The organism is Sinomonas atrocyanea, assembly GCF_030811715.1.
Taxonomy (GTDB): domain Bacteria; phylum Actinomycetota; class Actinomycetes; order Actinomycetales; family Micrococcaceae; genus Sinomonas; species Sinomonas atrocyanea_A.
The window spans coordinates 259525-282982 of record NZ_JAUSRH010000002.1; the positions used below are offsets into that span (position 1 = coordinate 259525).

Consider the following 23458-nt stretch of genomic DNA (forward strand, 5'->3'; position numbering starts at 1 on the left):
GGGGCGCCGCCATGAGCCCCGGGCCGCCGCACAGTGCACCGGCGCACGGGCTGCCCGCGGACACGGGCCGCGTCATCGAGCTCATCACCCGGCCGGCCACCGCCGCGGTGCTGGTCCTGGGCGAGATGGGCATGGGCAAGTCCGCGCTGCTCGATGGAGCGGCGCAGGCGCTCGGCGAACGGCTGGAGGTCCTCCGCCTCCACGGCAGCCCGGCCCTCGCGAAGGTCCCCTATGGCGTCCTCGCGCCCTTCCTCGGGGGTCTGCCCCCTGCCGGGGCGGCGTCGCGGGTCGAGGTCCTGCGGGCCTTCTGGCGCGCCGTCGAGGCCCTCCGGCAGGGGGCCAAGCCAGACCTGCTCCTCGTCATCGACGACGCGCACGAGCTGGACGCGGCCTCGAGCGAGGTCGTCGCCGAGCTCGTCTCGGCCCGCTGGACCAAGGCGGCCATGGCCGCGCCCAGCGGCGCTGCCCTGCCGAGGCCGCTCATGGAGCTGTGGCTCGACGACGGCGTCGAGCGGGTCGACCTCGCGCCCCTCACGGTCGAGCAGGTGCGCTCCTACCTCGAGGCCGCGCTCGGCGGTCCCGTGCTGCCCACCGTGCCGCAGCTGCTCTGGCAGGAGTCCGAGGGCAACCCGCTCCTGCTCGGGCGCCTCGTCGAGGAGGCCCGGCGGTCGGGAGCGCTGGGCCTGCACGGCCAGACCTGGCTCGTCACCGAGGACCTCCCGCACCGAGGGGAGGGGCTGCTCGCCCTCGCCCGGGCGCAGCTCGGGCGCCTCGGCCCCGGCGAGCGGGAGGCGCTGAGCCTCATCGTCGTGGCCGAGCCGGCCCCCTTCGCGCTCGTGGAACGGGAGTGCGGCGCCGAGGCCATCCGGCGGCTCGTCGCCATGAGGCTCGTGCGCCCGGCCGAGGGCCCCGACGGCGTGCTCCGCCTCCGGCACCAGGTGTACGGAGACGCGCTGCTGGCGCTGATCCCGCTCACCACCGCGCTGGCGCTGCGTGAACGGGTTGCCGGCCACCTCGCGCGGCAGGCGTCCACGGGACAGGGCCTCCTCCGCGCCGTCACCTGGGCGCTGCACTGCGGATTCCCGGTGGAAGACGAGGCGCTCCTGGCGGCCGCCCGGCTGGCCCTGGGGCTGCACGAGAACACGCTCGCCGCGCGGGCGGCCAGCGCCGTCCAGCGCCCGGGCGCGCGGGACGCCGCACGGGACGTGCTCGGACAGGTGGCCTACAGCCGCGGCAGGTACGCGGAGGCCGCCGCCCTGCTGCGCCCCGCCGCCTCTGGGCGCGGGAGCATCCGGCCGGGCCTGGCCGGCGGCCTCGCATGGATCGCGGCGCGCCGGGCCTTGGGCCATGCGGCGGAGGCGCTCCGCGCCGAGATCGAGCGGCTTCCCGGGGCCGGCGCGGGGGGCCTGCGCGATGTGCTCGCCCTCGTCGTCGCCTCGGACGCCGGCGACCGGGACTGGCTGGCTGACGGGCTGCGCCGCTGGCGCTCCGGGCATCGGCAGGGACGCGGGTCCCCGCACGGGGCCGCGGCCGAGGCCGTGGTCTGTGCCCTCGAGGCGGAGCTCCTGATGGCCTCGGGCAGGCCGCTCGGGGCCGCACGGCCGCTGCGCGCCGCGCTCGGGCGCGCCGCCGGGACGGCCGACGCGACCCCCTGCCTGCAGGCCTTCGGGGCAACGCGCCTGGTCCTCGCTGACCTCGCGGCCGGAGAGTGGGAGGCCGCGGAGGATGACCTGCAGCGCTTCCTGATCGCCTCCAGGGCCGGACTCGTCACCGACGGGCCTGCGGCGCAGATGGCCCGCGGAGTGGCTCTGGTCCGGCGCGGACGCTTCCGCGCGGCGTGGGAGGCGCTCGCGCCGGCGCTGGATGCCCTCCACGGCCGCGACCCCCAGCGCCTGCTCCCGCTCGCCGCCGCGGTGGCGGCCTACGCGGGCGCCCGCGCGGGGGAGCACGGCGCAGCGCGCACCCTCCTGGGCTCGGCGGAGGACCGGGCGGTCCCGGCCGTGGCGCTGGTGCGGCCCGTGGCCGGGCTCTTCACGGCCGCCGCGCGTCACGTCCTCGATGCGGCCGCAGGCTCCGCCGGCCCCGACTCTCCCGGCGCCGGGGAACGCCTCGAGGCCGCGGTCGACGGGGCCGCAGGAGAGGGCCGGCTCGACGTGGAGCTGCAGGGGGAGCTCCTCTGCTTCGAGGCGGGCCGCCGCGACCGGCTCGCCAGGCTGCTCGAGGTGGCGCACAGCACCGAGGGCCGCTGGGCCGAGGCGGCGGCCGTCCTCGCAGACGCCTTCGCCGCGAGGAGCCCGGGCGGGCTCCTCGAGGCGGGGGAGCGGCTCTCCGCGGGGGGGCTGGACCTCCTACGCGCGCGACTGCTTCGCCGAGGCATCGCGCGGCTTCGACCGCGCCCTCCAGCGCTCCGACGCCCGCGCCGCGTGGTCGAGGAAGGCCGAATGCGACGCGCTCCTGGGCGACGGGGTACCCCGGCCCGCCGCCGGATCGGCCCGGCTGACGCCCCGCGAGCGCGAGGTGGTCGCCTTCGCCGCGGCAGGGCTCAGCGACCGCGAGATCGCCGAACGGCTCACCGTCTCGGTCCGCACCATCGAGGGACACCTCTACCGGGCCTATGCCAAGCTCGAGGTCACGAGCCGAGAACAGCTCGGCGCAGCGTTCGGATCCGGCGGCGCGACACCGGCCGCGCCCGGGGGATCCGAGTACACACGGGCGGCGAGCAAGTAGTCCCGGTCCCGCGAGGGTCCAGAAGACAAGTAGTCACTACCCGTGCGCAGGCACGGTGCCTGGTGCGAAAGTGGGGATGTGGCCGGAAACCCCGAGTTCCCGGCCACTGTCCCCAAGGACTGGGCCGGCGGCGTCGGAACCTCCCCGAGACCAAGGTTCCTCCCCCCAGCCGCCGCCGGCCCCGCCTTGGGATCTCCTGCGTTGGACCCGACGCCCGCCGGGCGTGGGACAATGGATTCCGGCATGTTCGCATGCCCTAATTCATGCTGCCGCCCGGCAGCCTCGTTCCACCGAAGGAGTCCCGTCCCGTGGCCCTGGTCAAGACGCCGTCGACCCTCCTGCCTGCCCAGCCGGCGCTGGACGACGCCGAAGTCTCCCGCATCCGCGCCGATTTCCCAGTACTCGCGACGACGGTCCACGGCCAGCCGCTCGTGTACCTCGACTCGGGGGCGACCAGCCAGCATCCCCGCAGCGTCCTCGAGGCCGAGCAGGAGTTCTACGAGAAGCGCAACGCCGCCGTGCACCGCGGGGCCCACGAGCTCGCCGTGCGGGCGACGGACGCCTACGAGGACGCCCGCGTGGACGTCGCCCGGTTCGTGGGCGCCTCGCCGGACGAGCTCGTGTGGACCTCCAACGCGACCGAGGCCATCAACCTCGTCGCCAACGCCCTGGGCACAGCAGGCGTGTGGGCGGAACGGGGGCGAGGGGGAGAGGACATGCGCGCGCTCGCGGTCGGACCCGGCGACGAGATCGTGGTCACCGAGCTCGAGCACCACGCCAACCTCATCCCGTGGCAGGAACTCGCCTTCCGCACGGGGGCGACCCTGCGGTGGATTCCCGTCGACGATGCGGGGAAGCTGCGCATGGACGAGGCCGAGAGGATCATCGGCCCGCGCACCAAGGTGCTCGCGTTCGCGCACGCCTCCAACGTGCTCGGCTCCGTCGCGCCGGTCGAGGAACTCGTGGCCCTCGCCCGCCGCGCGGGAGCCCTGACCGTGCTCGACGCGTGCCAGTCGGCGCCCCACATGCCCCTGGACCTCGCCGCCCTCGGAGTGGACTTCGCCGCGTTCTCCGGGCACAAGATGCTCGCGCCCACCGGCATCGGCGCCCTGTACGGGCGCCGGGAGCTGCTCGATGCGCTCCCGCCGTTCCTCGTGGGCGGCTCCATGATCACGACCGTGACGATGGACCACGCCGAGTACCTGCCCGCACCGCAGCGGTTCGAGGCCGGGACCCAGCGGATCTCCCAGACGGTCGCCTTCGCCGCCGCGGTGGACTACCTGGGCCACGTGGGCATGGACCGGATCCACGCCCGCGAGGCGGAGCTCGGCCGCCGCCTCGCCGAGGGCGTCGCCGCGCTGGACGGGGTGCGGCTCCTCGGGCCGGCCCCCGGCGAGCAGTGGCACGGCTCAGACCGGATCGCGCTCGCAGCCTTCGACGTCGAGGGCGTCCACGCGCACGACGTCGGCCAGTACCTCGACAGCGCCGGCATCGCCGTCCGCGTGGGCCACCACTGCGCCCAGCCGCTCCATCGCCGCCTCGGCCTCACCGCGTCCGCCCGGGCGAGCGCCTACCTGTACACCACGAGCGAGGAGGTCGAGGCCTTCCTCGCGGCCCTCGGCGAGGTCCGCGGCTACTTCGGAGTGGCGCGATGAGCCTGGACTCCCTGTACCAGCAGATCATCCTGGACCATGCCAAGGCCCGCCACGGCTCCGGGCTGGTGGGCGAGCCGGGGCCCCACGAGGCCCAGTCCCACCAGCTCAACCCGGTCTGCGGCGACGAGGTGACCGTCAGGGTGAGGGTGGCCGACGGCGTGGTCCGCTCCCTGCAGTGGGACGGGGCGGGCTGCTCGATCTCCATGGCCTCGGCCTCGGTGCTCCACGACGAGGCCGAGGGCCTCACCCTCCCCGAGTTCGGCGCCCTCGTGGAGGCCTTCCGCGAGATGCTCCGCTCCCGCGGCACCGTGGCCGCGGACCCGGAGGTGCTCGGGGACGCCGCGGCCTTCGAGGGAGTCTCCCGCTACGCCGCCCGCGTCAAATGCGCCATGATCGCCTGGGTCGCCGCGGAGGACGCGGCCCGGCAGGCCGCCGCCGGCACACCCCAGTAACGCCGGTGCACCCCAGCCACGCGGGTGCGCCCCAGTAACACACCGGTGCCCTGCCGTATCCGGGGCGTTGGTCCCTTTGCAATGTCCGAGGGCGGCCGTAGGCTGTGCCTGTTCGGGCGGCTGGGGGCCAACGTCCGAGGTGGAGGCATAGATGGTCAACAACATACCGAGCCTGATGGACGCGCCCGGCCCGGCCGGCGCGCCGCCCGCGGCTCCGACGGAGCGGCAGGCGGACCGGAGGCACTGGGCCACGCTCGTGCGCCAGTCCGAACTCGACGCTGCCGTCGGAGCGCTCACCCAGGACTCCAGCCTCGGTGTGGTGATCACCGGTTCCCCCGGCGTGGGGAAGTCCTTCCTCGCGGGCGCCGTGCTCTCCTCCCTCGGTCCCGGCGTGCACACCATGCGGCTGCGGGCCTCGTCCGGGCCCTCCGGCCCGGGGGCGGCCCCGTCCACGTGCCTCGGCCCCCTCCTCGCCCGGCTCCCGAAGTCCGCCCCGTCCTCGGGCACGGGCCTGCTCCTGGCCCTCGAGCGCATGCTCGCCGACGACGCGGCCGGCCGCGACGTCGTGCTCACCCTCGACCTCGTGGGGCCCCTCGCGGAGGACTGCGTGGCCGTGCTCATGCACCTCGTCCTCAGCCGCGCGGCGCGGCTGATGGTCATCGCCCCCGCCGTCGCCGACCTTCCCCCCGACCTCGCCCGCCTCGTCCGCGGTGGCCGCCTCAGAGAGATCGCGCTCGGCAGGATCGGCGTGCCCGAGACGCGCCGGCTCGTCTCGGCGATCGTGGGCGGCAGGGTGGCGTCGTCGACCATCGGCGAGGTGCACTACGCCTGCGGCGGCAATCCCGCAGAGGTGTACGGGATCGTGCACCGCGAGCGTGCCCGCGGGAACCTGCACCAGCGGGGCGGGGTGTGGACCCTAGACCGCTCCGTCCGGCCCGAGCCGGTCCGGGGCGCGGACGACCTCATCCGTGCGCGCTGGGCCCGGGAGTCCCAGGACGTCAGGGAGGTCATCGAGCAGCTCGCAGTGGCCCGCAGGGTGCCGATCACGGCCCTTGCGGGCCTTTTCGGTTCTGAGGTCCTCGTCGACATGGAGGACCGCGGCCTCATCGCCGTCGACACGAGCCAGCACCGCTGCGCCTACCTCCGCGAGCCGCGCATGGCGGAGCTCGTGCGGGCCCGGCTCGGGCCGGACCGCCACCGCGAACTCGCCTCGCTCATGTCCCTCGGCGGCGCATCCGAGGAGGGCGGCCTGGACCGCGACGAGCTCATCTCCTACGTCGAGTGGACCCTCGAGGTCGGCACCGCCCCGGACCCAGGCCTCGTGCTGCAGTCCGCGGCAGCCGCGGTGGAGCTCTTCGAGCCGGACCGGGCGCTCGTGCTGCTGGACCGGCTCCCGTCGCTCGACGGCCCGCCTGCGTTCGAGGCCGCCTTCCGCCGCGCGGCGGCGCTCGCGATGCTCGAGCGCCGGGACGAGGCCCTCTCCGTCCTCGAGGCGCTGCCGGCGGCGGTCCTCGGCTCGCTCGAAGCGGTGGACGCCGCGAGGTACGCAGCGGCGAAGTCGGAGCTGCTGAGCTGGCTCCCTGCGGCAGGGGACGCGCGCGAGCCGCTGCGGTCGGCGTGGGACCGGCTCGCGGTCCGCGCCGAGGAGTCCGGGCTGGTCCGGGCGGCCGGCGAGGTGCTCGACCTTGCCGAGTTCAGGGCGCACGCCTTCACCGGGGACTTCATGCCCCTCCTCGCCCGCCTGGAGGCCGCCTCGCGGGACACGGACGCGAGCGAGGGCTTCCGTCGCGGCTCGTCCATCCTGCTCGCGCATGCCTGGGCCGCGTGCGGCCGGGAGGCGGACGCCGCGGCCCTGCTGGCCTCCATCGAGTTCTCCGCGCCACGGCGCATGGACGAGGGCGACTTCCTGGCGACGGCATTCTCCGTCTGGACAGCGATGGGCGACTGGAAGCGGTGCGTCGACCTGTTCGAGGCCTACATGGACAAGGGCGGCCGCAGGCTGACGCTCCGCGGCGGGATCGCCGAGCTGTACCTCGCCCTCGCGCACCTGGCCGCCGGGCACGGCGCCGCGGCGCTCGGTCCCGCCCTCAGCGCGGCCGCCCAGCTCGAGGAGTTCCCGGCGCTCAACGCCCAGCGCGCCGCCTATGCGGCGGCGGCCCTCGCCTACGCCCAGATCGGCGACTCGGGGGAGGCGGAGCGCTTCCTCTCCCTGGCCGCCAAGGCCCGGGGGCCGATGTTCTGGCAGCTCGCGACCTACGCCGACCAGTGCGAGGGCGCCGCCCGGACGTGGCTCGGCCAGGGCGACGGCGCGGCGGCGATGCTCGCCCGCGCCGCCCGGGACGAGGCCGCGGGGCGCATGGGCGCCGCCGGCACCGCCGTCTTCGAGGCAAGCCTGGTGGGCGGCGAGCGGGAGTTCCTGTGGATCGAGCGCCTCGCCCACCACCGGCAGGGCCCCCTCGCCCACCTCTACGCAGCGGTCGCCTCCGCGACGCGGCGCAGGGACGTGGCGGGCCTCCTCACCGCCGCCGAGGAGGCCTACGACCTCCGCCTCGACGCCGTCGAGGCCCGGTGTGCCGCGCTCGCCCTCGACTTCGCCCGGGGCGAGGGGAACTCGGTGGCGGCCGGCCTCGCCCAGACCCGGCTGGACCGGCTCGCGCGGGTGCTGCCGGTGCTCCCGCTCGTGCCCCAGACGCCCGCCCCGATGCTCACAGAGCGCGAGCGCCAGATCGCGGTCCTTGCCGCCTCCGGCTCCTCCAACCGGGACATCGCCGACGAGCTCGGCGTCTCGGTCCGCACCGTGGAGGGACATCTGTACCAGGTATTCATGAAGCTGGGGGTGAGTTCGCGTGCCGGACTGGCTGGCCTTGTCTGAGAGGGAAGCGCGCCCGGAACGGAGGACGATGGAGACGACCATGAATGCCTCACCGGGCTCCCGGGGAGACCGCCGCGACTACACGATGGCCCCCGACGGGCTGGCCCCGACGCAGCAGACGGTCATCGCCGCCACCGTCGAGGCCCTGCGCCGTGGGCTCCCCGGAGCGGTGATCGTCTCGGGAGAGCCCGGGACGGGGAAGACCCACCTCATCGACACGGTGACCGCCCAGCTCCGCGACGACGTCCGGTTCGTGGCAATCACGCCCGGGGAGAGCCTGAGGCACATTCCCTACGGGGCGCTCCTGCAGTGCCTGAGGCACCTCACCCCGGAGGAGGCCCAGGACCGCGTCGGCGTCCTGCGTGCCCTCTGGGCTGAGCTGCACGGCTCCGAGCCCGAGGACGGCTCTCGCCCCGAGCGGCCGATCGTGATCGTGCTCGACGACGCGCACCATCTCGACGACGACTCCGCCGGGGTCCTCGCCGAGGCGGTCGCGTCGTCATGGGTCAGGGTGCTCGCCACGGCGTCCAGCTCGGGCGGGCTCCCCGGCGACCTCCTGGACCTGTGGCGGGACGGGCTCGCAGAGCGGTTCGACCTCGGCCCGCTGTCCCTCGAGGAGAGCCGGGACGCGGCCGGGAAGCGGCTCGGCGGACGGCTCTCCATCACCGCCGCCGCGGTCCTGCATGCCCTGAGTGCGGGCAACCCGCTCCACCTCGTGCGGCTCACGGACGAGGCCATCGCGGGCGGAACCCTCGTCCAGCGGCGCGGGATCTGGCTGCTCACCGGGGACTTCGCGAGCAGGGGCCAGGCCCTCGGCGCGCCCGTGCGCAGCGCGATGGAGTCCCTCGCCCCGGCCGAGCGCGAGGCCCTCACGCTCATCGCGCTGACCGAGCCGCTGCCCCGCGCGGCAGCCCGGACGCTCATCGAGCGGGCCGTGTTCGACCGGCTCACCGACGCCGGATGGCTGGCGGACGCGGGCCATGCGAGCGTCCGGCTGCGCTACCCGCTCGTCGCGGACGCGATCCGCGCCATGACGACCTCCACCCGGCGCCTGCACCTCCTGCGGCGCGCCACGGCCATGGGCGGGGACGAACTGCGCCAGCCGGCGAACGAGCTCAGGCTGTTCGAGCTCGCCCTCGAAACCGGCACAATTCCGCCGTTCCACGAGCTTGCACGGGGCGCGGCCCACGCTGTCTCGCGCTTCCGCAACGATCTGGGCCTCAAGGCAGCGGCCCTCGTCGAGGGGGACGCCGAGCGCTCGCTCATGCGGGCCATCCCGGCCCGTGCCCACCTCAACCTCGGCAACCCGGCCGCGGCGCTCGCGGACCTCTCTCGCGGCCCCGTGGACCCGAACGACGTCGACGACGTCCTCGCCGGCACCCTGGTCGGCTTCGCCGCGAGGGCGGCCCGGGGCGAGACCGCCGCGATGGACGACGACGCAGCGAGGCTCGAGCGGGCAGCGGAGGCCGTGGAGCGGGCCACACCGACGGGCGACATCGTCTTCGGGCCCGGCCCCCGCGAGGCCGTCCTGCGCAGGGCCAGGCTCCTGCGGGCCCTCGCCGCCGACGAGCGCGGGGACATCGCCGCGGTCGAGGCTGCCGTGGCCGAGGAGCAGCGCGCCGTGCACGCCACGCCCTCGGCCCCGATCGAGCAGGCGCTGTGGACGCTGCTCGAGGGGTCGGTGCTGCTTGCACGGGGCCAGTACGCCACCTCCGCGCGCCTGGCCGGTTCCGTCCTGGCCCAGATCGAGATCGACGACGAGCACTTCCCGCTCGAGGAGTACGGGCTCGTCCGGTACCTCTCGGCCCTCGTCCTCGGCGGCGACTGGGGGTCTGTCGTCAAGGTGTCCGAGGGGTACACCGGCGTCCGTTCCCGTCCGATCGTCGCCTTCGGCCCCGGGCTCTACTGTGCGCGGGCCTTCGCGCTCCTCCACAGCGACCGCGGCGCGGAGGCCCTGCCGATGCTCGGCGACGTCGTCGAGAACCTCGAGCTCATGGACCCCCTGCGCCTCCTCGCCGTCGCGGCCTCGTTCGCCGCGTGGGCGGCCGCGGCAGCAGGGGACGAGGAGGGCGCACGCGAGTACCTCGCCCGCGCCGAGGGCTGCGCCGAGGTGGGCAACGCGGCCATGCGCGAGCTCGCGGCCATGCACCGCGCCGGGGCCGCCGAGATCCTCCAGCCCGGCAGCGGCCTGGCGGCACTTGAGGAGATCGCCGAGCGGAACCGCGCGGCGGGCCGGCCCGGCTGGGAGCTCATCGCGAGGGTCCTCTTCCTCGAGCTCGGCGGCAGGGACGAGGCCGGCCGGGCCGCGGAGGCCGCGGCGGCCGCGGAAGGATCCTGGGCCAACGGCTGGGGCGCCTGGGCACGCGCCGAGGCGGAGGAGCACGGCGACGGCTACCTGGCGGCAGCGGACCACTTCCGCGCCCTCGGGCTCAACCGGCGCGCCCGGGCCGCCTACGCGCGCGCCGCGGCCTGCTTCGACGCCGCGGGGGACAGGGTCGCCGCGCGCCGCGCGGGGGCGGCCGCCCGCGCCTGCGAGGGCCTGCCCGGCGCCGGCGAGGCGGGGGAGGCAGAGGAGGCCGTCCTCGCGTCGCTGCGCCTGAGCCCGCGCGAGCAGGATGTCGTGGACCTCGCCGTCGAGGGCCTCAGCGACCGCCAGATCGCCGACAGGCTGCACCTCTCCGTCCGCACCGTGGAGGGGCACCTGCACCGCAGCTACGCCAAGCTCGGCATCCGCAGCCGCGAGGACCTGCGCTCCGCCGTCGAAGACTGACCCCCCACGCCCCACCCCGTCGTTCCAGGCCTCCGGCCCGCCCCCGTGGCGGGCCGGGGGCCTGTGGCGGGCCTAAAGCCTCTGCCGCCGCGCGCCGTCGTGCGTCCCGTTTGCCCCCGGCACGTAGCCCTTGCCGGGCCCCGCGGAAAAGGCATGCGGCACCGGGTAGTGGCCGCCGAACCGGGTGCGTACCGGTCAAGGGGTGCACCCCCGGAACCCCCGCGAAGCTCGCGTACTCACTACTCGTGACCCTCCTCCGCCCGGCGCGTGTACTGGTGTGCAGAAGCTTTCCGTTCGAGGCGGTGCCCCAATGCCGGGCACCGCGGCAGGGGCAAGGAGCGGGTCATGTCCGTAGGAGCTCACCAGGGATCAGCAGGATTCGAGCAGGCCCGCGCGCGCGGGCTGGCAGACCGGTTCGGGGCGCTGGGTCTGCGGCTGCGCCGGGACCTGAACGCGGCGGAGGCCCGCATGGCCCGGTCCGCACGGGCCCAGGACTGGGCCCACCGCTACGCCCGGTTCCTGCGCATCACGGACACCCTCGTGGCGTTCGCCGCCGGGGCCCTGGGGCTCCTGGTCATGAAGCCGCCGCCTGGGCCGGCCGCCGCGCTCGGAGCGTTCATCCTCGTCTGGCCGTTCGCCCTCGGGCTCTCCGGCAGCCGGGACACCTCCGTGCTCGGCATCGGCGTGGACGAGTACCGGCGCGTGGTCAGCGCCACGATGCAGCTGTTCGCCTTCGTCGCGGTCGTGGTCGTCCTCACCGACGGGGCCCTGCCCGCGCGGCTCTGGGCCCTCGTCCTCGGCACCGGCTCGGCCGGTCTGCTGGCGACCCGCTCGCTGAGCCGCCGCTGGCTCCATCGCCAGCGGCAGAGCGGCATGTACCTCACCCCCGCCGTGGTCGTGGGGGAGCCGGAGGACGTCCGCTACGTGGTGCGGCGCATCGCCGCCGGCGAGGGCGCGCCGTACAACGTCCTCGGCGCGATCCTGCCCGGGGGCCGCCGGGGGCAGACCCTCACGGTCGACGGCGAGCGCCTGCCCGTGCTCAGCTCGACAGACGACGTGGTGCGCACCGTTGCGACGAAGAAGGCCGGCGCCGTGATCGTGGCCGGGCCCGTCCCCGGCGGCAACCAGTACGTCCGCGAGCTCGGCTGGAACCTCGAGGAGCACGACGCCGAACTCGTCCTCGCCTCGTCCCTGACCAACGTCGCCGGGCCCCGCATCCACTTCCGCCCCGTGCCGGGCCTGCCCCTCATGGAAGTCGACCTCCCGCGCTACTCAGGGACCAAGCACGTGGTGAAGCGCTGCGCGGACCTCGTGATCGGCACGGCAGCGGTGATCGTCCTGGCGCCGGTGCTCGCGGTCCTGGCGCTGATCGTCCGGCTCGACTCTCCAGGCCCGGTGCTGTTCCGGCAGGAGCGCGTGGGCAAGGACGGCAGGCCGTTCACGATGTACAAGTTCCGCTCGATGGTCCCGGACGCGGAGGCCCGCCTGGCCGCCCTCGCCGAGGCGAACGAGGGCGCCGGGGTGCTGTTCAAGATGAAGGAGGACCCGCGGGTGACGCGGTGCGGCGCCTGGATGCGCCGCTACTCGCTCGACGAGCTCCCGCAGTTCTTCAACGTCCTGCGCGGCGAGATGAGCCTCGTCGGCCCGCGGCCGCCGCTGGCCAGGGAGGTCGGCAGCTACGAGCGCTACACCCACCGGCGGATGCTCATCAAGCCCGGCATCACGGGCCTGTGGCAGATCAGCGGCCGCTCGGACCTCGAATGGGACGACGCCGTCCGCCTCGACCTGTACTACGTCGAGAACTGGTCCCTCACTGGTGACCTCATGATCCTGTGGCGCACGCTCCGCGCCGTGGTCGCACCGACGGGCGCCTACTGAGGCCCGCGCGGCCCGACTCCGCCCGATTCCTTCGACTTCTGTCAACTTCCGTCAACGCACATCATCTAGCAAGGGGAGACCATGGGAGATGTTCCACATCCGCTGGCCCAGCTGAGGGGGCTCGCCGAGGGCCGGCACGGCAGCACATTGCGCGTCGTCGTGGTCGGAGCCGGCTACTGGGGTCCCAACCTCGCCCGGAACTTCGGCCGCTCCCCGGACTGGGAGCTGGCCGCGGTCTGCGACCTGGACGTGGCGAAGGCCGCCGTGCTCGGCGCGCCCTTCGGTGCCCCGGCCTTCCCTTCGCTGGACGAGGCGCTCGACACGGTCGAGGCAGACGCCGTGGCCATCGCCACACCGGCGAGGACCCACCACGGCGTGGCGCTCACCGCGCTCGCGGCAGGCAAGCACGTGCTGATCGAGAAGCCGCTCGCAGACACTTGGGAGAAGGGCGCCGACCTCGTGCGGGAGGCCGAGGAGCACGGCCTCGTCCTCATGGCAGACCACACGTACTGCTACACCCCCGCGGTGCAGAAGATCCGCGAGATCATCCTCGACGGGGACCTCGGAGACCTGCTGTACATCGACTCAGTCCGCATCAATCTGGGCCTGGTCCAGCCGGACGTCAACGTGTTCTGGGACCTCGCCCCCCACGACCTCTCGATCCTCGACTACGTCCTGCCCGATGGCCTCGCCCCGGAGGCCGTCTCGGCGCACGGCGCCGACCCGCTCGGCACCGGCCGCGACTGCGTGGGCCACCTCACCTTCGACCTGCCCGACGGCGCCATGGCCCACATCCACGTCAACTGGCTCAGCCCGACCAAGATCCGCCAGATGGTGATCGGCGGCACGCGGCGCACCCTCGTGTGGGACGACCTCAATCCGCAGCAGCGGCTGAGCGTGTACGACCGCGGCGTCCAGCTTCCGCGCAAGGGCCCGCGGGGCGGGCTCGAGCGGCGTGACGCGGCGGTGTCCTACCGGCTCGGGGACACCTGGTCTCCGGCGCTGCCCGAGCGCGAGGCGCTGGGGGCGATGGTCGCCGAATTCGCCGGCGCCATCCGCTCGGGGCGCTCGCCCGCCACGAGCGGCGAGTCCGCGCTGCGCGTCCTCGGCATCCTCGAGGCCTCGAACCGCAGCGTCACCCACCACGGCGCGCAGGCGGCGGTCGCGGCGCTCGACGGCGTGCCCGGCGCCGCGGGCGCCAAGGACGCCAGCGTCGTCGACATCGCCGGCCACGCCCACCGGACCCCGCTCGTCGAGAGCGGCGCGGCCCAGGAGTCCGGGTCATGACCGTCCTGGCCGGGGCGCGGGTGCTCGTCACGGGCGGCGCCGGAACGATCGGCTCCACGATCGTGGACCAGCTGCTGGACGCGGGCGTGGAGCACATCGACGTCCTCGACAACCTGGTCCGCGGCCGGCTGGCGAACCTGGACCATGCGATCGCCACGGGACGCGTGCGGCTCGTCGAGGGCGACCTGCGGGACCGCGACCTGGTCCACGACCTCACGGTCGAGAAGGACGTGGTCTTCCACCAGGCTGCCATCCGCATCACCCAGTGCGCCGAGGAGCCGCGCCTCGCCCTCGAGGTCCTCGTGGACGGCACGTTCACGGTGCTCGAGGCCGCCGCCCAGCACAGCGTGGACAAGGTGGTGCTCGCCTCGAGCGCCTCGGTGTACGGGGCTGCGGAGCAGTTCCCCACGGGCGAGCGCCACCACCACCACAACAACGACACGTTCTACGGCGCTGCCAAGAGCTTCAACGAGGGCATGGCCAGGAGCTTCCGGGCCATGTACGGCCTCGACTACGTGGCCCTGCGCTACTTCAACGTGTACGGCCCGCGGATGGACGTCCACGGGCTCTACACCGAGGTGCTCGTGCGGTGGATGGAGCGGATCGCGGACGGCCGGCCGCCCCTCGTGTTCGGCAACGGCGAGCAGACCATGGACTTCGTCTACACGGAGGACGTCGCGAGGGCCAACATCACAGCCGCCGAGTCCTCCGTCTGTCAGGGCGTGTACAACGTGGCCAGCGGCACGGAGACGAGTCTGCTCGCGCTCGCCGTGGCGCTGCTCGCGGCCATGGACTCGGACCTCTCGGTCGAGTTCGGGCCCGCCCGCAGGGTCAACGGCGTCGCCCGCCGCCTCGCCGACATCGCGGCAGCCGAGCGGGACCTCGGGTTCCGCGCGCAGATGCCGCTCGAGGAGGGCCTGCGCCGCCTTGTGGCCTGGTGGCGCCCCCTTCGCGAGGAAATCGCCGCCGCCCGAGTCCTGGCGGCGTCATGAGCGGGCGCATCAACGTCATGCAGCCGTGGGTGGGCCCCGAGGAGGCCGCTGCGGTCGCCGAGGTGATCGCCTCCGGGTGGCTCGCGCAGGGGCCGCGCGTGGCCGAGTTCGAGTCGGCATTCGCCGCGGCGCAGGGCGCGGCGCACGGCGTCGCCACCTCCAGCTGCACGACGGCGCTGCACCTCGCCCTCGTCGTCGCCGGCCTCGGACCGGGGGACGAGGTGGTCGTGCCGTCGTTCTCCTTCATCGCGACCGCCAACGCGGCCCGGTACGTGGGGGCAGAGCCCGTGTTCGCCGACGTCGACCCCGTCACCGGGAATGTGACCGCCCAGACCGTCGAGGCGGTGCTGGGTCCCCGGACGGCCGCCGTCGTCGTCGTCGACCAGGGCGGGATGCCCGCCGACGTCGCCCCGATCGCACGGCTGTGCGCGGCCCGGGGCATTCCCCTCATCGAGGATGCCGCGTGCGCCGCGGGCTCCCTCTACCGGGGCCTGCCGGTGGGCGTGTTCGCGGACGCCGCCGCGTGGTCCTTCCACCCGCGCAAGCTGCTCACCACCGGCGAGGGCGGCATGCTCACCACCAGCCGGCCGGAGTGGGCCGAACGCGCGCGGCACCTGCGCCAGCATGCTGCGAGCCTGTCCGCCGCGGACCGGCACGGGTCCGTCCGGGCGCCGTCCGAGTCCTACACCGAGGTGGGCTTCAACTTCCGGATGACCGACCTGCAGGCCGCGGTGGGGCTGGTCCAGCTGGGCAGGCTCGAGGCCATGGTGGCGCGGCGGCGCGAACTCGCGGCGCTGTACCGGGCCGCGCTCGCGGACCTCCCGGGGCTGCGGCTCGTCGCAGACCCCGAGGAGGGCGAATCAAACTTCCAGTCGCTGTGGGCCGAGGTGGGCGAGGAGTTCCCGCTCACGCGGGACGGGCTCCTGGACGCCCTCGCCGAGCAGGGCATCTCCGCCCGCCCCGGCATCATGGCGGCCCACCTCGAGCCTGCCTACGCCGGGGCGCCCCTGCGCGTCCCGCTGCCCGCGACCGAGCGCCTCACCGCCCGGACCCTGATCCTGCCGCTGTACCACGAGCTCGGCGCCGACGGCGTCGGGCGGGTAGCCAACGCCGTGCGGGCGGCCGCGGCGGTGGCGCGGACATGACGGAGCTCCTCCTCGCCGCAGCCGGCGGCCTCGCCCGCGAGGTCATGGCAGCCGTCCGCGACGGCAGCAGGTACGACATCCTCGGGCTCGTCGACGACGACCCGGCCCGCACCGGGACCGTGTTGGACGGGGCCCACATCCTGGGCCGCCTCGAGGACGTGCGGGAGTACCCCTCGGTGCACCTCGTGGTCTGCGCCGGCAGCGGGACCGTGCGTGCCGACATCGTCCGGCGGCTCGGCGTGCTCGGGGTGGCCCAGAACCGGTACGCGACCATCATCCATCCGAGTGTGACGGTCCCTGAGGGGTGCTCCGTGGGAGAGGGGAGCATCCTGCTCGCGAACGTCGTGATGACGGCGGCCGTGCAGATCGGCAACCACGTCGTGGCCATGCCCCAGGTGACCTTCACCCACGAGGACGTGGTCGAGGACTTCGCCACGTTCGCTGCGGGTGCGACCCTCGGCGGGTCCGTCACGATCGGGCGCGCCGCGTACGTGGGCATGAACTGCAGCATCCGGCAGAACGTACGGATCGGCGCGCAGGCCGTCGTCGGGATGGGCGCGGCCGTCGTGGCCGACGTCCCGGACGGGCAGACCTGGGTGGGGGTGCCCGCGCGGCAGATCCCGCCCCCGCCGCGCCAGGGACCGGCGTCGGACGAGACCGCCGCTCCGGCGGGGGAGGGGGAGCGATGACAGCCGAAGCGAGAGCGGGTGCGCCCGCCGTGCCCTTCGTGGACCTCGCCGCGCAGCAGCAGGAGATCGCGGCCGACGTGGTGCCCGACGTGCTCGAGGTCCTCGCCACGGGAGCCTTCATCGGCGGCCCGCAGGTGGCAGCGTTCGAGCAGGAGTATGCGCGGTTCGCCGGGACGAGGGCGTGCGTGGGCGTGGCCAACGGCACCGACGCGCTCGAGCTCGCACTGCGCGCCGTCGGCGTCGGCGCCGACGGGGAAGTCATCCTGCCCGCGAACACGTTCGTGGCCACGGCGGAGGCCGTGGTGCGGGCGGGCGCGCGGCCGGTGCTGGTTGACGTCGACCCGGAGACGCTCCTGATCGACGCAGATTCGGTGGGCCGGGCGGTGGGTCCTAGGACGCAGGCCATCGTCCCGGTCCACCTGTTCGGGCAGGTGGCGCCCGTCGAGGAGCTGCTCCCGATCGCGGTGGCGTGCGGCGCCGCCGTGGTCGAGGACGCGGCGCAGTCCCAGGGCGCGCGGCGCTTCGGGCGCCCCGCGGGCTCCCTCGGAGACGTCGCGGCCACGAGCTTCTACCCGGGCAAGAACCTCGGCGCGGCCGGGGACGCGGGGGCCGTGACGACCGACGACGGCCTGCTCGCCGACCGCGTCCGGCTCCTCTCAGGGCACGGGAGCCGGGTGAAGTACGTCCACGAGGCGGTGGGCTGCAACTCGCGGCTCGACGCCGTCCAGGCCGTGGTGCTGCGCGCCAAGCTGCGCCGGCTCGAGGGCTGGAACGCACGACGCCGGGCGGCGGCTGAGCTGTACTCCTCGCTTCTCGAGGGGGCCGCCGAGGTGCGGGTGCCGCGGAGCCTGCCCGGCAACGAGGACGTGTGGCACCTGTACGTGGTGCGCGTCCTCGAGGGGCGGCGCGCGTCCGTGCAGGCGGCGCTGGCCGAGGCCGGGATCGCCACCGGCATCCACTACCCGGCCCCGGTGCACCTGACCGAGGCGTTCTCCTACCTGGGGTACGGGCCCGGCGACTTCCCCGTCGCCGAGGCCGCCGCGGAGCAGATCCTGTCCCTGCCGATGTTCCCGCACATCACGGACGGGCAGGTTGAGCGGGTGGCGGGGGCGGTGGCGGGATGCTGAGGAAGCGGGTGGTGCCGGGGCTCTTGCACAGCCGAGGAATGCCGCTCGCCGCCCGCGGGCAGGGCGAGTCGGCGTCCACACTGTCCGGCGCTGTCACCGTCGGGGCCTGGTGGGCTGCCGGAGGTTCCCTCGTTATGAGGATTGGGAACATCGCACTTACGGCTGTCGTCGCCCGCATCATGGCCCCTCACGAGGTGGGAATCTTCACGCTTGCGGTCACCCTGCACGCGTTCCTCACGAGTGTGGCCGAACTTGGAATCGCGTCGGCTGCCGCCCGAGCGGACCTCGACCAGAAGCAGATCGAACCTACAGTCGCGCATATATCCGTCATATCGTCGTTGACGATCGCAGCGGTGGTCGAGATCTTCGCTGCTCCGCTTGCGACCGCGCTGGGAAACGCCGAAAGTGAACCATCCGTCCGTATCCTCGCCATAGGTATAGCCCTCATCGGTCCCTTCGCGGTTCCGGGAGCCGTACTACAGCGCGACTTTCGTCAGGATGTTGTTTTCCGAGCCTCAGCCATCGCTTTCTTACCAGGCAGTCTCTTGCTCCTGGCCTTGGCATGGCTCGGTTTTGGTGCAACGGCCTTCGCGTGGTCCCGGATATTCGCTCAGCTGATCATCGGTCTTGTGATGATGAAGGCGACGGGATGGCCGGGCATGCGACTGCATCGTCAGTTGATCGTGCCTCTCCTCACTTTCGGAATTCCTCTTGCCTTAGCCAACCTCGTGAGCCAGGTCGTCCTGAACGCGGATTACATTGTCATAGCACACCTGCTCTCAGCCGAAGCCGTAGGTCTCTTCGGCATTGCATTTAACGTCGCCTCGTGGCCCAGCGCCGTGATTGGAACTGTGCTCAATGGGTTGGTGCTGCCGACTATCTCTCGGGTTGTGCGCGACGGGGGCGATACTGCAAAGTCACTGAGGCAAGCCGTGACCATGATCTCAACCGTTGCCTTTCCAGTTGCGGCTTTCACGGCATTCTTCGCACACCCGTTACTAGCGGTTCTATATGGCTCTCGCTGGGAAGAGGCGTCACCCTCGCTGACATTACTCGCGGCATACGGAGCCCTATTCGTCATTGGATTACTGCTGGCGAATGCCTTGGTTGCATTCGGGCGCACAGGCAGTCTGCTCGTCGTTCAGGTTCTGGCGCTCTTAGTATTGGCACCCAGCCTCATTTTCGGCGCGATGTGGGCTGGCTTGATCGGAGTTGCAGCCGCGCATGCCGTAGTGATTGTTGTCGTCGTGATACCGGCATATCTAGTAATCGCGAGGCGGCTTGCAGGTTTCGGTGCAAGTGATCTCATAGGGCCGATGATGCTGCCGGCTGTTAGAGCGTTAGCCTGCGTTTCAACCGCCTGGGTGGTCACCCAAGGCGCCAGCGAGCTGGTCAAACTATTGGCGGGAGGAATCCTTTTTGGCGCAATGTACGTATTTGTTGCGCGGACGACTCTACGGCAAATGGTCCCCGAGCGGGTTGCCTTCAATATTACGCGTACTTTACGATTGCGGCGGGAGCCCTAATGAGAATCGGAATACTCTATCCGGTGCCGGATCCCATTTCCCCCAAGAACTGGTCAGGCACGCCAGCAGGGCTGGCCAGCGGTTTTGCGGCCATTGGGCATGAGGTCGTCCCCCTCGGTGCGCGAATCATGCCCGGACTGCACCAGCTAGTGGCGGTACTGTCGCGATCCACCGGACGGCGGGGAGCAGTCGCTGACCGGCTTCAAGTCAGGCGCTGGGCCCGAACGAACGCATTGGCGCGCCGTCTGGATGTTGAAGGTCCTCTCGACGGACTCGTCGCCATGGGAACTGAGATGTATGACCTTGCGCGGGTCGTACGGGGCAGGGTCCCGGCCGTGACATATGACGATGCCACACTCCTTCAGATGTATCGGCACCCGAATTCCGATATCAGCCGGTCCAGGTTCCCTGATGCTCATGTGCAAAGGTGGGTGAGGCGCCAGCAGGAGTCCACGCGCTCGGCAGAGCTCTGCTGCGTTAGCACCGAATGGGCTGCACGGTCCTTTCGGGACGATTACGGCATTCCGCACAGTCGAATAGCAGTAGTTGGAATGGGTCACTTCAGCGCTGCGCGGCCTGACCTTCGCCGCGATTGGTCGTCGCCGAAGTTCCTGTTTGTGGGGGTCGACTGGCGACGTAAGAATGGGGACAGAGTGCTCGCGGCTTTCGAACGTCTACGTCGTGTTATCCCGAATGCGCATTTGGACCTCGTAGGACACCATCCTTCTCTCAACATGCCTGGAGTGCATGGACACGGATTCCTTCCACGTGAAGACCCTAGGGCGCAGGCCGTCCTCGCCCGATTGTTCGCGGAGGCCACATGCTTCGTCCTCCCAAGCGAGTTTGATCCGTCGCCTATCGCCTACCTGGAGGCTGCATCGGCCGGCCTACCCGTGATCGCAACCTCTGAAGGCGGGGCGGCCGAGTTGTTGGGACCTGGTGCTCTCGTCGTTGACCCAACCGATACGGACGCATTGGTCGCTGCGATGTTAGAACTCGCTAAGCCCGAGATTGCAGTGAGCGTTGGTCGTGCCGCATCTGAGAGTGCCTCCACATCGTCCTGGCCGCATGTCGCTGCCCGCATATCCAACGCACTAGCTGACCTGAGGGGAACCCTAGACACCGATGAGGTGACGACGTGGTGAGTCCGATTCGCTCCTGCCCTTCGGGGAGAATTCCCCATGTGGCCGTGGTCGTGCCGTGCTACAACTACGGTCGGTACCTCGGAGACTGCGTCTCCAGTGTTACAAGGCAACGTGGCGTATCCGCCACGGTTCACATTATCGACGATGCTTCGACGGACGGTAGCATCCGGATCGCCGAGGAGCTAGCAGATAGAAATCGAAATGTCAGTGTAACCGAGCACGACAAGAACATCGGCCACATCGAAACGTATAACGAGGGCCTTCGGCAGGTCGATTCGGACTACCTTGTCCTTCTATCAGCCGACGATATATTGCCCCCAGGATCACTTGCCCGAGCCACCTCGCTGATGGAACACCATCCCGCCGTCGGACTTACCTATGGCCATCCTCAGGCATTCACAGAACTACCCGCCCCGAGTCCAGCGCGCGCCCGAAGTTGGTCGGTCTGGCATGGCGGGAAGTGGATAGATATGCAGTTCCGTCGAGCTCTAGGGATAATCAGCTCGCCGGAAGCCGTTGTCAGGACTTCTGTCCAGCACCGTGTTGGCTACTACAATCCAGATCTACCCCACTCGGCGGACCTGGAAATGTGGCTCCGTATTGCAGACGTGGCGTCGGTGGGCAGGGTCAATGGGCCGGATCAAGCATATCGGCGCATCCACGACATGAGCATGATGACCACAAACTACGGAACTCTGCTCCGGGACCTAGTGGAGCGCAGAAAAGCCTACGACTCATTCCTTCAGCGCTCACTCCTACCGGAAGAAATAAGGTCCGAACTCAAACGTAAAGTCTATCTAAGAATGTCGGATGAGGCGTTTGAATGGGCGGCAGAGGTCGCATCGCGTGACCGTTCAACCACAGCGGATGTTGCTGAGGCAGTGGAACTTGCTCGACAATTGAACCCCGGTTACAGGTCATCATACGCGTATCGTGATTATGTCTGGACGTCAGCGGCACCGGAGGCTGGTAAGGACGTACGTGAAATTCCAGCGGTTATAGCTGGGAGGATAACCCGAACGCTAGGGCCGCGGGTGCGATGGAGGAGGTGGCGGAGGTTTGGATACTGACCGAATCGAAATCATAACCCCAAGCTACGCAGCGGATTTTGCCCTGTGTGCCGAATTGAGCCGCTCGATTCAGCGCTGGGCGGGTCCAGGCATCCAACATCGTATTATTACCCCCAAGTCCGACCTGACCTTGTTTTCCGCCTTGTCGAGTGAGAACACTTCGGTCCACGATGTGGCAGAGTACTTGTCGCCGGCACTGATCAAAATTCCTTACAGAAACGTTTGGATTAATCGGCGACGAGTTTGGCCGCCGGTGCGCGGCTGGATAGCGCAGCAATTGGTGAAGCTTGCTGCTGCTGCAGCATCTTCTGCACAGGCAGTGGTACTTGCAGACTCGGATCTCGTTTTCATTGCACCATTCGAGATTTCAGATTTACTGCCCAGGGGTGCGGCCGTACTGTATCGCCAGCCCGGCGCGGTCCACGCAGGGCTCCCAATCCACCGGAAATGGCACGAGTCTTCTTGTCGACTTTTGAATATGGAGCCGCCAGGCGAGGAGGCTCTGACAGACTTCGTTTGCTGGCCGTGTTTATGGATTCCAGATAACGTGCGGCAGCTTCTTTCAACAGTCGAGGCAGTGTCAGGAAGGCCGTGGCAAACAGCCATCGGAGGCGAACTCTTCTTTTCAGAGATGATGCTTTACGGAATCTTCATGGAAAGGCAGGGCGGTGTGGAGACAACAAGTCGAATGCTCGCGGCCACCTATTCTGAGGAGACACCGCTGGACCGACCGGCCCTTGACAGACTCTTACGGTCGGCTCGGGACGACGTCATCGCAGTCATGATCTCGGCGAAGTCCAGCACCGACATCGAGCTGAGGAACAGAGCAATCGACGACTTCTCGGCGTCCCGTTCCTCATATCGAAGGGAGCAGCGATGACGCCCGGCGCTGGACCGCTCCAGAGGGTCTGGAATGAGGCCCTATTACACGGGCCGTCTGCCGCTGGCGAGATGGTCGGTCGTCGCTTGAATCGATGGTTACTAGACCGACTGTCGACCTCGGACCTACCTTTGCGCCCGGAACATATCTATCACAGGGCCTCATCGGCTCCGATCTTTGCACCGAGCAGCGAAGGATCGCTGAAAATCGGATGGGTTTGCAGCCCGCCTGGGCCTGGATCAGGCGGGCACACCACGCTGTTTCGAATGGTAGCTGCAGCCGAAAAGGCTAATCACTTCTGCAAACTGTACCTATATGACAAGAACAGTGATGACGTCTCACGCCACGAGGCGTTGATTAGAAAATGGTGGCCTGATCTCGGCGCTCCGATTGGCAGCGCATCGGTAGATTCTTTCGGTGACGTCGATGTCCTCGTTGCCAGCTCCTGGGTGAGTGCCCACGTGATTGGTTCAAGAAGCACCACAGAAAGCCGAAGGTTCTATTTCATCCAAGATTATGAGCCGTATTTTTATCCCCGCGGCTCTCTGTACCAGTTGGCCGAGAGCACCTACCACTTTGGGTTCGTGAACATTTCATTGGGCGAGATGGTCGCGGAGGCCATGAAGCATGAGTTAGGGAAGTCGCCCGAATTTGTTGTTCCTTTCGGCTGCGATACTGGCGCATATCGCTACATACCTAGGGAGGAACTCGGCGCCTCAAGGCGTGGGGTAGCGTTCTATGCCAAGAAGAATGTGCCGAGACGTGGTTACGAACTCGGTAAGTTGGCGCTCGAAGAGTTTCATCGCAGGCATCCAGACCAACCGATTCATGTTTTCGGAGAAAAAGTAAGCGGATGGCGTGTGCCGATCATCAACCATGGCACAATCGTTCCTGCAGAACTCAACCTTTTGTACAACTCGGTTATTGCAGGACTCACTCTGTCCTTCACAAATGTCACATTGACAGCAGCTGAAATGATGGCTGCTGGAGCTGTGCCCGTAATGAACGAGTTTGCGGGTTCAAAGCAGGTGCTTGGAGAAGAGGTCGGGATTTGGTCGCAGCCTACGCCGGAGGCGCTCGCGTCAGCGTTGTCGGGCGCGGTGGAGGCCCCAGACACCGAAGGACGGGCCCTGAAGCTCGCGTCGCGTGCGTGGAGGGGCTGGGATGAGACATCAAGAGCGACGATTCGGGCGATAGAGGACGCGGTGCGATCTCCGTCCCGTGCTCTCGCCTGATCTGAAGG

16 protein-coding genes and 1 pseudogene are annotated in these 23458 nt (G+C 70.5%); all 17 read left to right on the plus strand.

Annotated elements, in window-relative coordinates; all coding sequences use genetic code 11:
- Positions 1-11: 11 nt before the first annotated feature.
- Positions 12-416 (plus strand): annotated as a pseudogene (locus tag J2W21_RS19770) (ATP-binding protein); the annotation flags it as partial.
- 1642 nt (positions 417-2058) lie between these two features.
- Positions 2059-2727 (plus strand): response regulator transcription factor, encoded by a 669-nt coding sequence (locus J2W21_RS19775; protein ID WP_373423070.1) that lies wholly within the window; start codon positions 2059-2061, stop codon positions 2725-2727.
- Positions 2728-3035: 308 nt separating this feature from the next.
- A complete protein-coding gene (locus J2W21_RS04105) occupies positions 3036-4382 on the plus strand; it encodes an aminotransferase class V-fold PLP-dependent enzyme (RefSeq protein ID WP_307113236.1) in 1347 nt (448 codons plus the stop codon).
- Positions 4379-4834: a Fe-S cluster assembly sulfur transfer protein SufU gene (gene sufU / locus J2W21_RS04110; RefSeq protein ID WP_307113237.1), complete on the plus strand. Its 456-nt coding sequence runs from the start codon at positions 4379-4381 to the stop codon at positions 4832-4834. Before J2W21_RS04105 ends, sufU begins: the two co-directional genes overlap by 4 nt.
- A gap of 151 nt (positions 4835-4985) precedes the next feature.
- Positions 4986-7706, plus strand: a complete 2721-nt coding sequence (locus tag J2W21_RS04115; RefSeq protein ID WP_307113238.1) for a LuxR C-terminal-related transcriptional regulator — start codon at positions 4986-4988, stop codon at positions 7704-7706.
- Between the two features lie 40 nt (positions 7707-7746).
- Positions 7747-10476 (plus strand): helix-turn-helix transcriptional regulator, encoded by a 2730-nt coding sequence (locus J2W21_RS04120; RefSeq protein WP_307113239.1) that lies wholly within the window; start codon positions 7747-7749, stop codon positions 10474-10476.
- 345 nt (positions 10477-10821) lie between these two features.
- Positions 10822-12354 carry a sugar transferase gene (locus tag J2W21_RS04125; RefSeq protein ID WP_307113240.1) on the plus strand — a complete coding sequence of 511 codons (1533 nt, stop codon included), beginning with the start codon at positions 10822-10824 and terminating at the stop codon, positions 12352-12354.
- An 81-nt stretch (positions 12355-12435) separates the two neighbouring features.
- On the plus strand, positions 12436-13641 hold the full coding sequence (locus J2W21_RS04130) for a Gfo/Idh/MocA family protein (RefSeq protein WP_307113241.1): 1206 nt from the start codon (positions 12436-12438) through the stop codon (positions 13639-13641).
- Complete coding sequence (locus J2W21_RS04135) at positions 13638-14633, plus strand: NAD-dependent epimerase/dehydratase family protein (RefSeq protein ID WP_307113242.1); 996 nt, start codon at positions 13638-13640, stop codon at positions 14631-14633. Before J2W21_RS04130 ends, J2W21_RS04135 begins: the two co-directional genes overlap by 4 nt.
- Complete coding sequence (locus J2W21_RS04140; RefSeq protein ID WP_307113243.1) at positions 14630-15778, plus strand: DegT/DnrJ/EryC1/StrS family aminotransferase; 1149 nt, start codon at positions 14630-14632, stop codon at positions 15776-15778. The genes J2W21_RS04135 and J2W21_RS04140 overlap by 4 nt, the downstream gene beginning before the upstream one ends.
- The gene (locus tag J2W21_RS04145; RefSeq protein ID WP_307113244.1) at positions 15775-16467 is read left to right on the plus strand and encodes an acetyltransferase; all 693 of its coding nucleotides are present in this window, start codon (positions 15775-15777) and stop codon (positions 16465-16467) included. Before J2W21_RS04140 ends, J2W21_RS04145 begins: the two co-directional genes overlap by 4 nt.
- Positions 16464-17594, plus strand: coding sequence for a DegT/DnrJ/EryC1/StrS family aminotransferase (locus tag J2W21_RS04150; protein ID WP_307113245.1), 1131 nt, complete (start codon positions 16464-16466; stop codon positions 17592-17594). Before J2W21_RS04145 ends, J2W21_RS04150 begins: the two co-directional genes overlap by 4 nt.
- 134 nt (positions 17595-17728) lie before the next feature.
- Entirely contained in the window at positions 17729-19120 is a 1392-nt protein-coding gene (locus tag J2W21_RS04155) for an oligosaccharide flippase family protein (protein WP_307113246.1), read from the plus strand.
- 551 nt (positions 19121-19671) lie between these two features.
- Positions 19672-20265 (plus strand): glycosyltransferase family 4 protein, encoded by a 594-nt coding sequence (locus J2W21_RS19780; RefSeq protein ID WP_373423059.1) that lies wholly within the window; start codon positions 19672-19674, stop codon positions 20263-20265.
- Positions 20266-20303: 38 nt separating this feature from the next.
- Positions 20304-21335 (plus strand): glycosyltransferase family A protein, encoded by a 1032-nt coding sequence (locus J2W21_RS04160; RefSeq protein ID WP_307113247.1) that lies wholly within the window; start codon positions 20304-20306, stop codon positions 21333-21335.
- Positions 21325-22215, plus strand: a complete 891-nt coding sequence (locus tag J2W21_RS04165; protein ID WP_307113248.1) for a DUF6492 family protein — start codon at positions 21325-21327, stop codon at positions 22213-22215. Before J2W21_RS04160 ends, J2W21_RS04165 begins: the two co-directional genes overlap by 11 nt.
- Positions 22216-22481: 266 nt before the next feature.
- The gene (locus J2W21_RS04170) at positions 22482-23450 is read left to right on the plus strand and encodes a rhamnosyltransferase WsaF family glycosyltransferase (protein ID WP_307113249.1); all 969 of its coding nucleotides are present in this window, start codon (positions 22482-22484) and stop codon (positions 23448-23450) included.
- Positions 23451-23458 lie beyond the last annotated feature (8 nt).

Excerpts from the sequence above, each read along its gene's own strand:
- J2W21_RS19775 (WP_373423070.1), top strand. The coding sequence starts at position 2,059 with ATGCGGCCGCAGGCTCCGCCGGCCCCGACTCTCCCGGCGCCGGGGAAC.
- sufU (WP_307113237.1), top strand. The coding sequence starts at position 4,379 with ATGAGCCTGGACTCCCTGTACCAGCAGATCATCCTGGACCATGCCAAG.
- J2W21_RS04115 (WP_307113238.1), top strand. The coding sequence starts at position 4,986 with ATGGTCAACAACATACCGAGCCTGATGGACGCGCCCGGCCCGGCCGGC.
- J2W21_RS04120 (WP_307113239.1), top strand. The coding sequence starts at position 7,747 with ATGAATGCCTCACCGGGCTCCCGGGGAGACCGCCGCGACTACACGATG.
- J2W21_RS04125 (WP_307113240.1), top strand. The coding sequence starts at position 10,822 with ATGTCCGTAGGAGCTCACCAGGGATCAGCAGGATTCGAGCAGGCCCGC.
- J2W21_RS04130 (WP_307113241.1), top strand. The coding sequence starts at position 12,436 with ATGGGAGATGTTCCACATCCGCTGGCCCAGCTGAGGGGGCTCGCCGAG.
- J2W21_RS04135 (WP_307113242.1), top strand. The coding sequence starts at position 13,638 with ATGACCGTCCTGGCCGGGGCGCGGGTGCTCGTCACGGGCGGCGCCGGA.
- J2W21_RS04140 (WP_307113243.1), top strand. The coding sequence starts at position 14,630 with ATGAGCGGGCGCATCAACGTCATGCAGCCGTGGGTGGGCCCCGAGGAG.
- J2W21_RS04145 (WP_307113244.1), top strand. The coding sequence starts at position 15,775 with ATGACGGAGCTCCTCCTCGCCGCAGCCGGCGGCCTCGCCCGCGAGGTC.
- J2W21_RS04150 (WP_307113245.1), top strand. The coding sequence starts at position 16,464 with ATGACAGCCGAAGCGAGAGCGGGTGCGCCCGCCGTGCCCTTCGTGGAC.
- J2W21_RS04155 (WP_307113246.1), top strand. The coding sequence starts at position 17,729 with ATGAGGATTGGGAACATCGCACTTACGGCTGTCGTCGCCCGCATCATG.
- J2W21_RS19780 (WP_373423059.1), top strand. The coding sequence starts at position 19,672 with ATGGGTCACTTCAGCGCTGCGCGGCCTGACCTTCGCCGCGATTGGTCG.
- J2W21_RS04170 (WP_307113249.1), top strand. The coding sequence starts at position 22,482 with ATGGTAGCTGCAGCCGAAAAGGCTAATCACTTCTGCAAACTGTACCTA.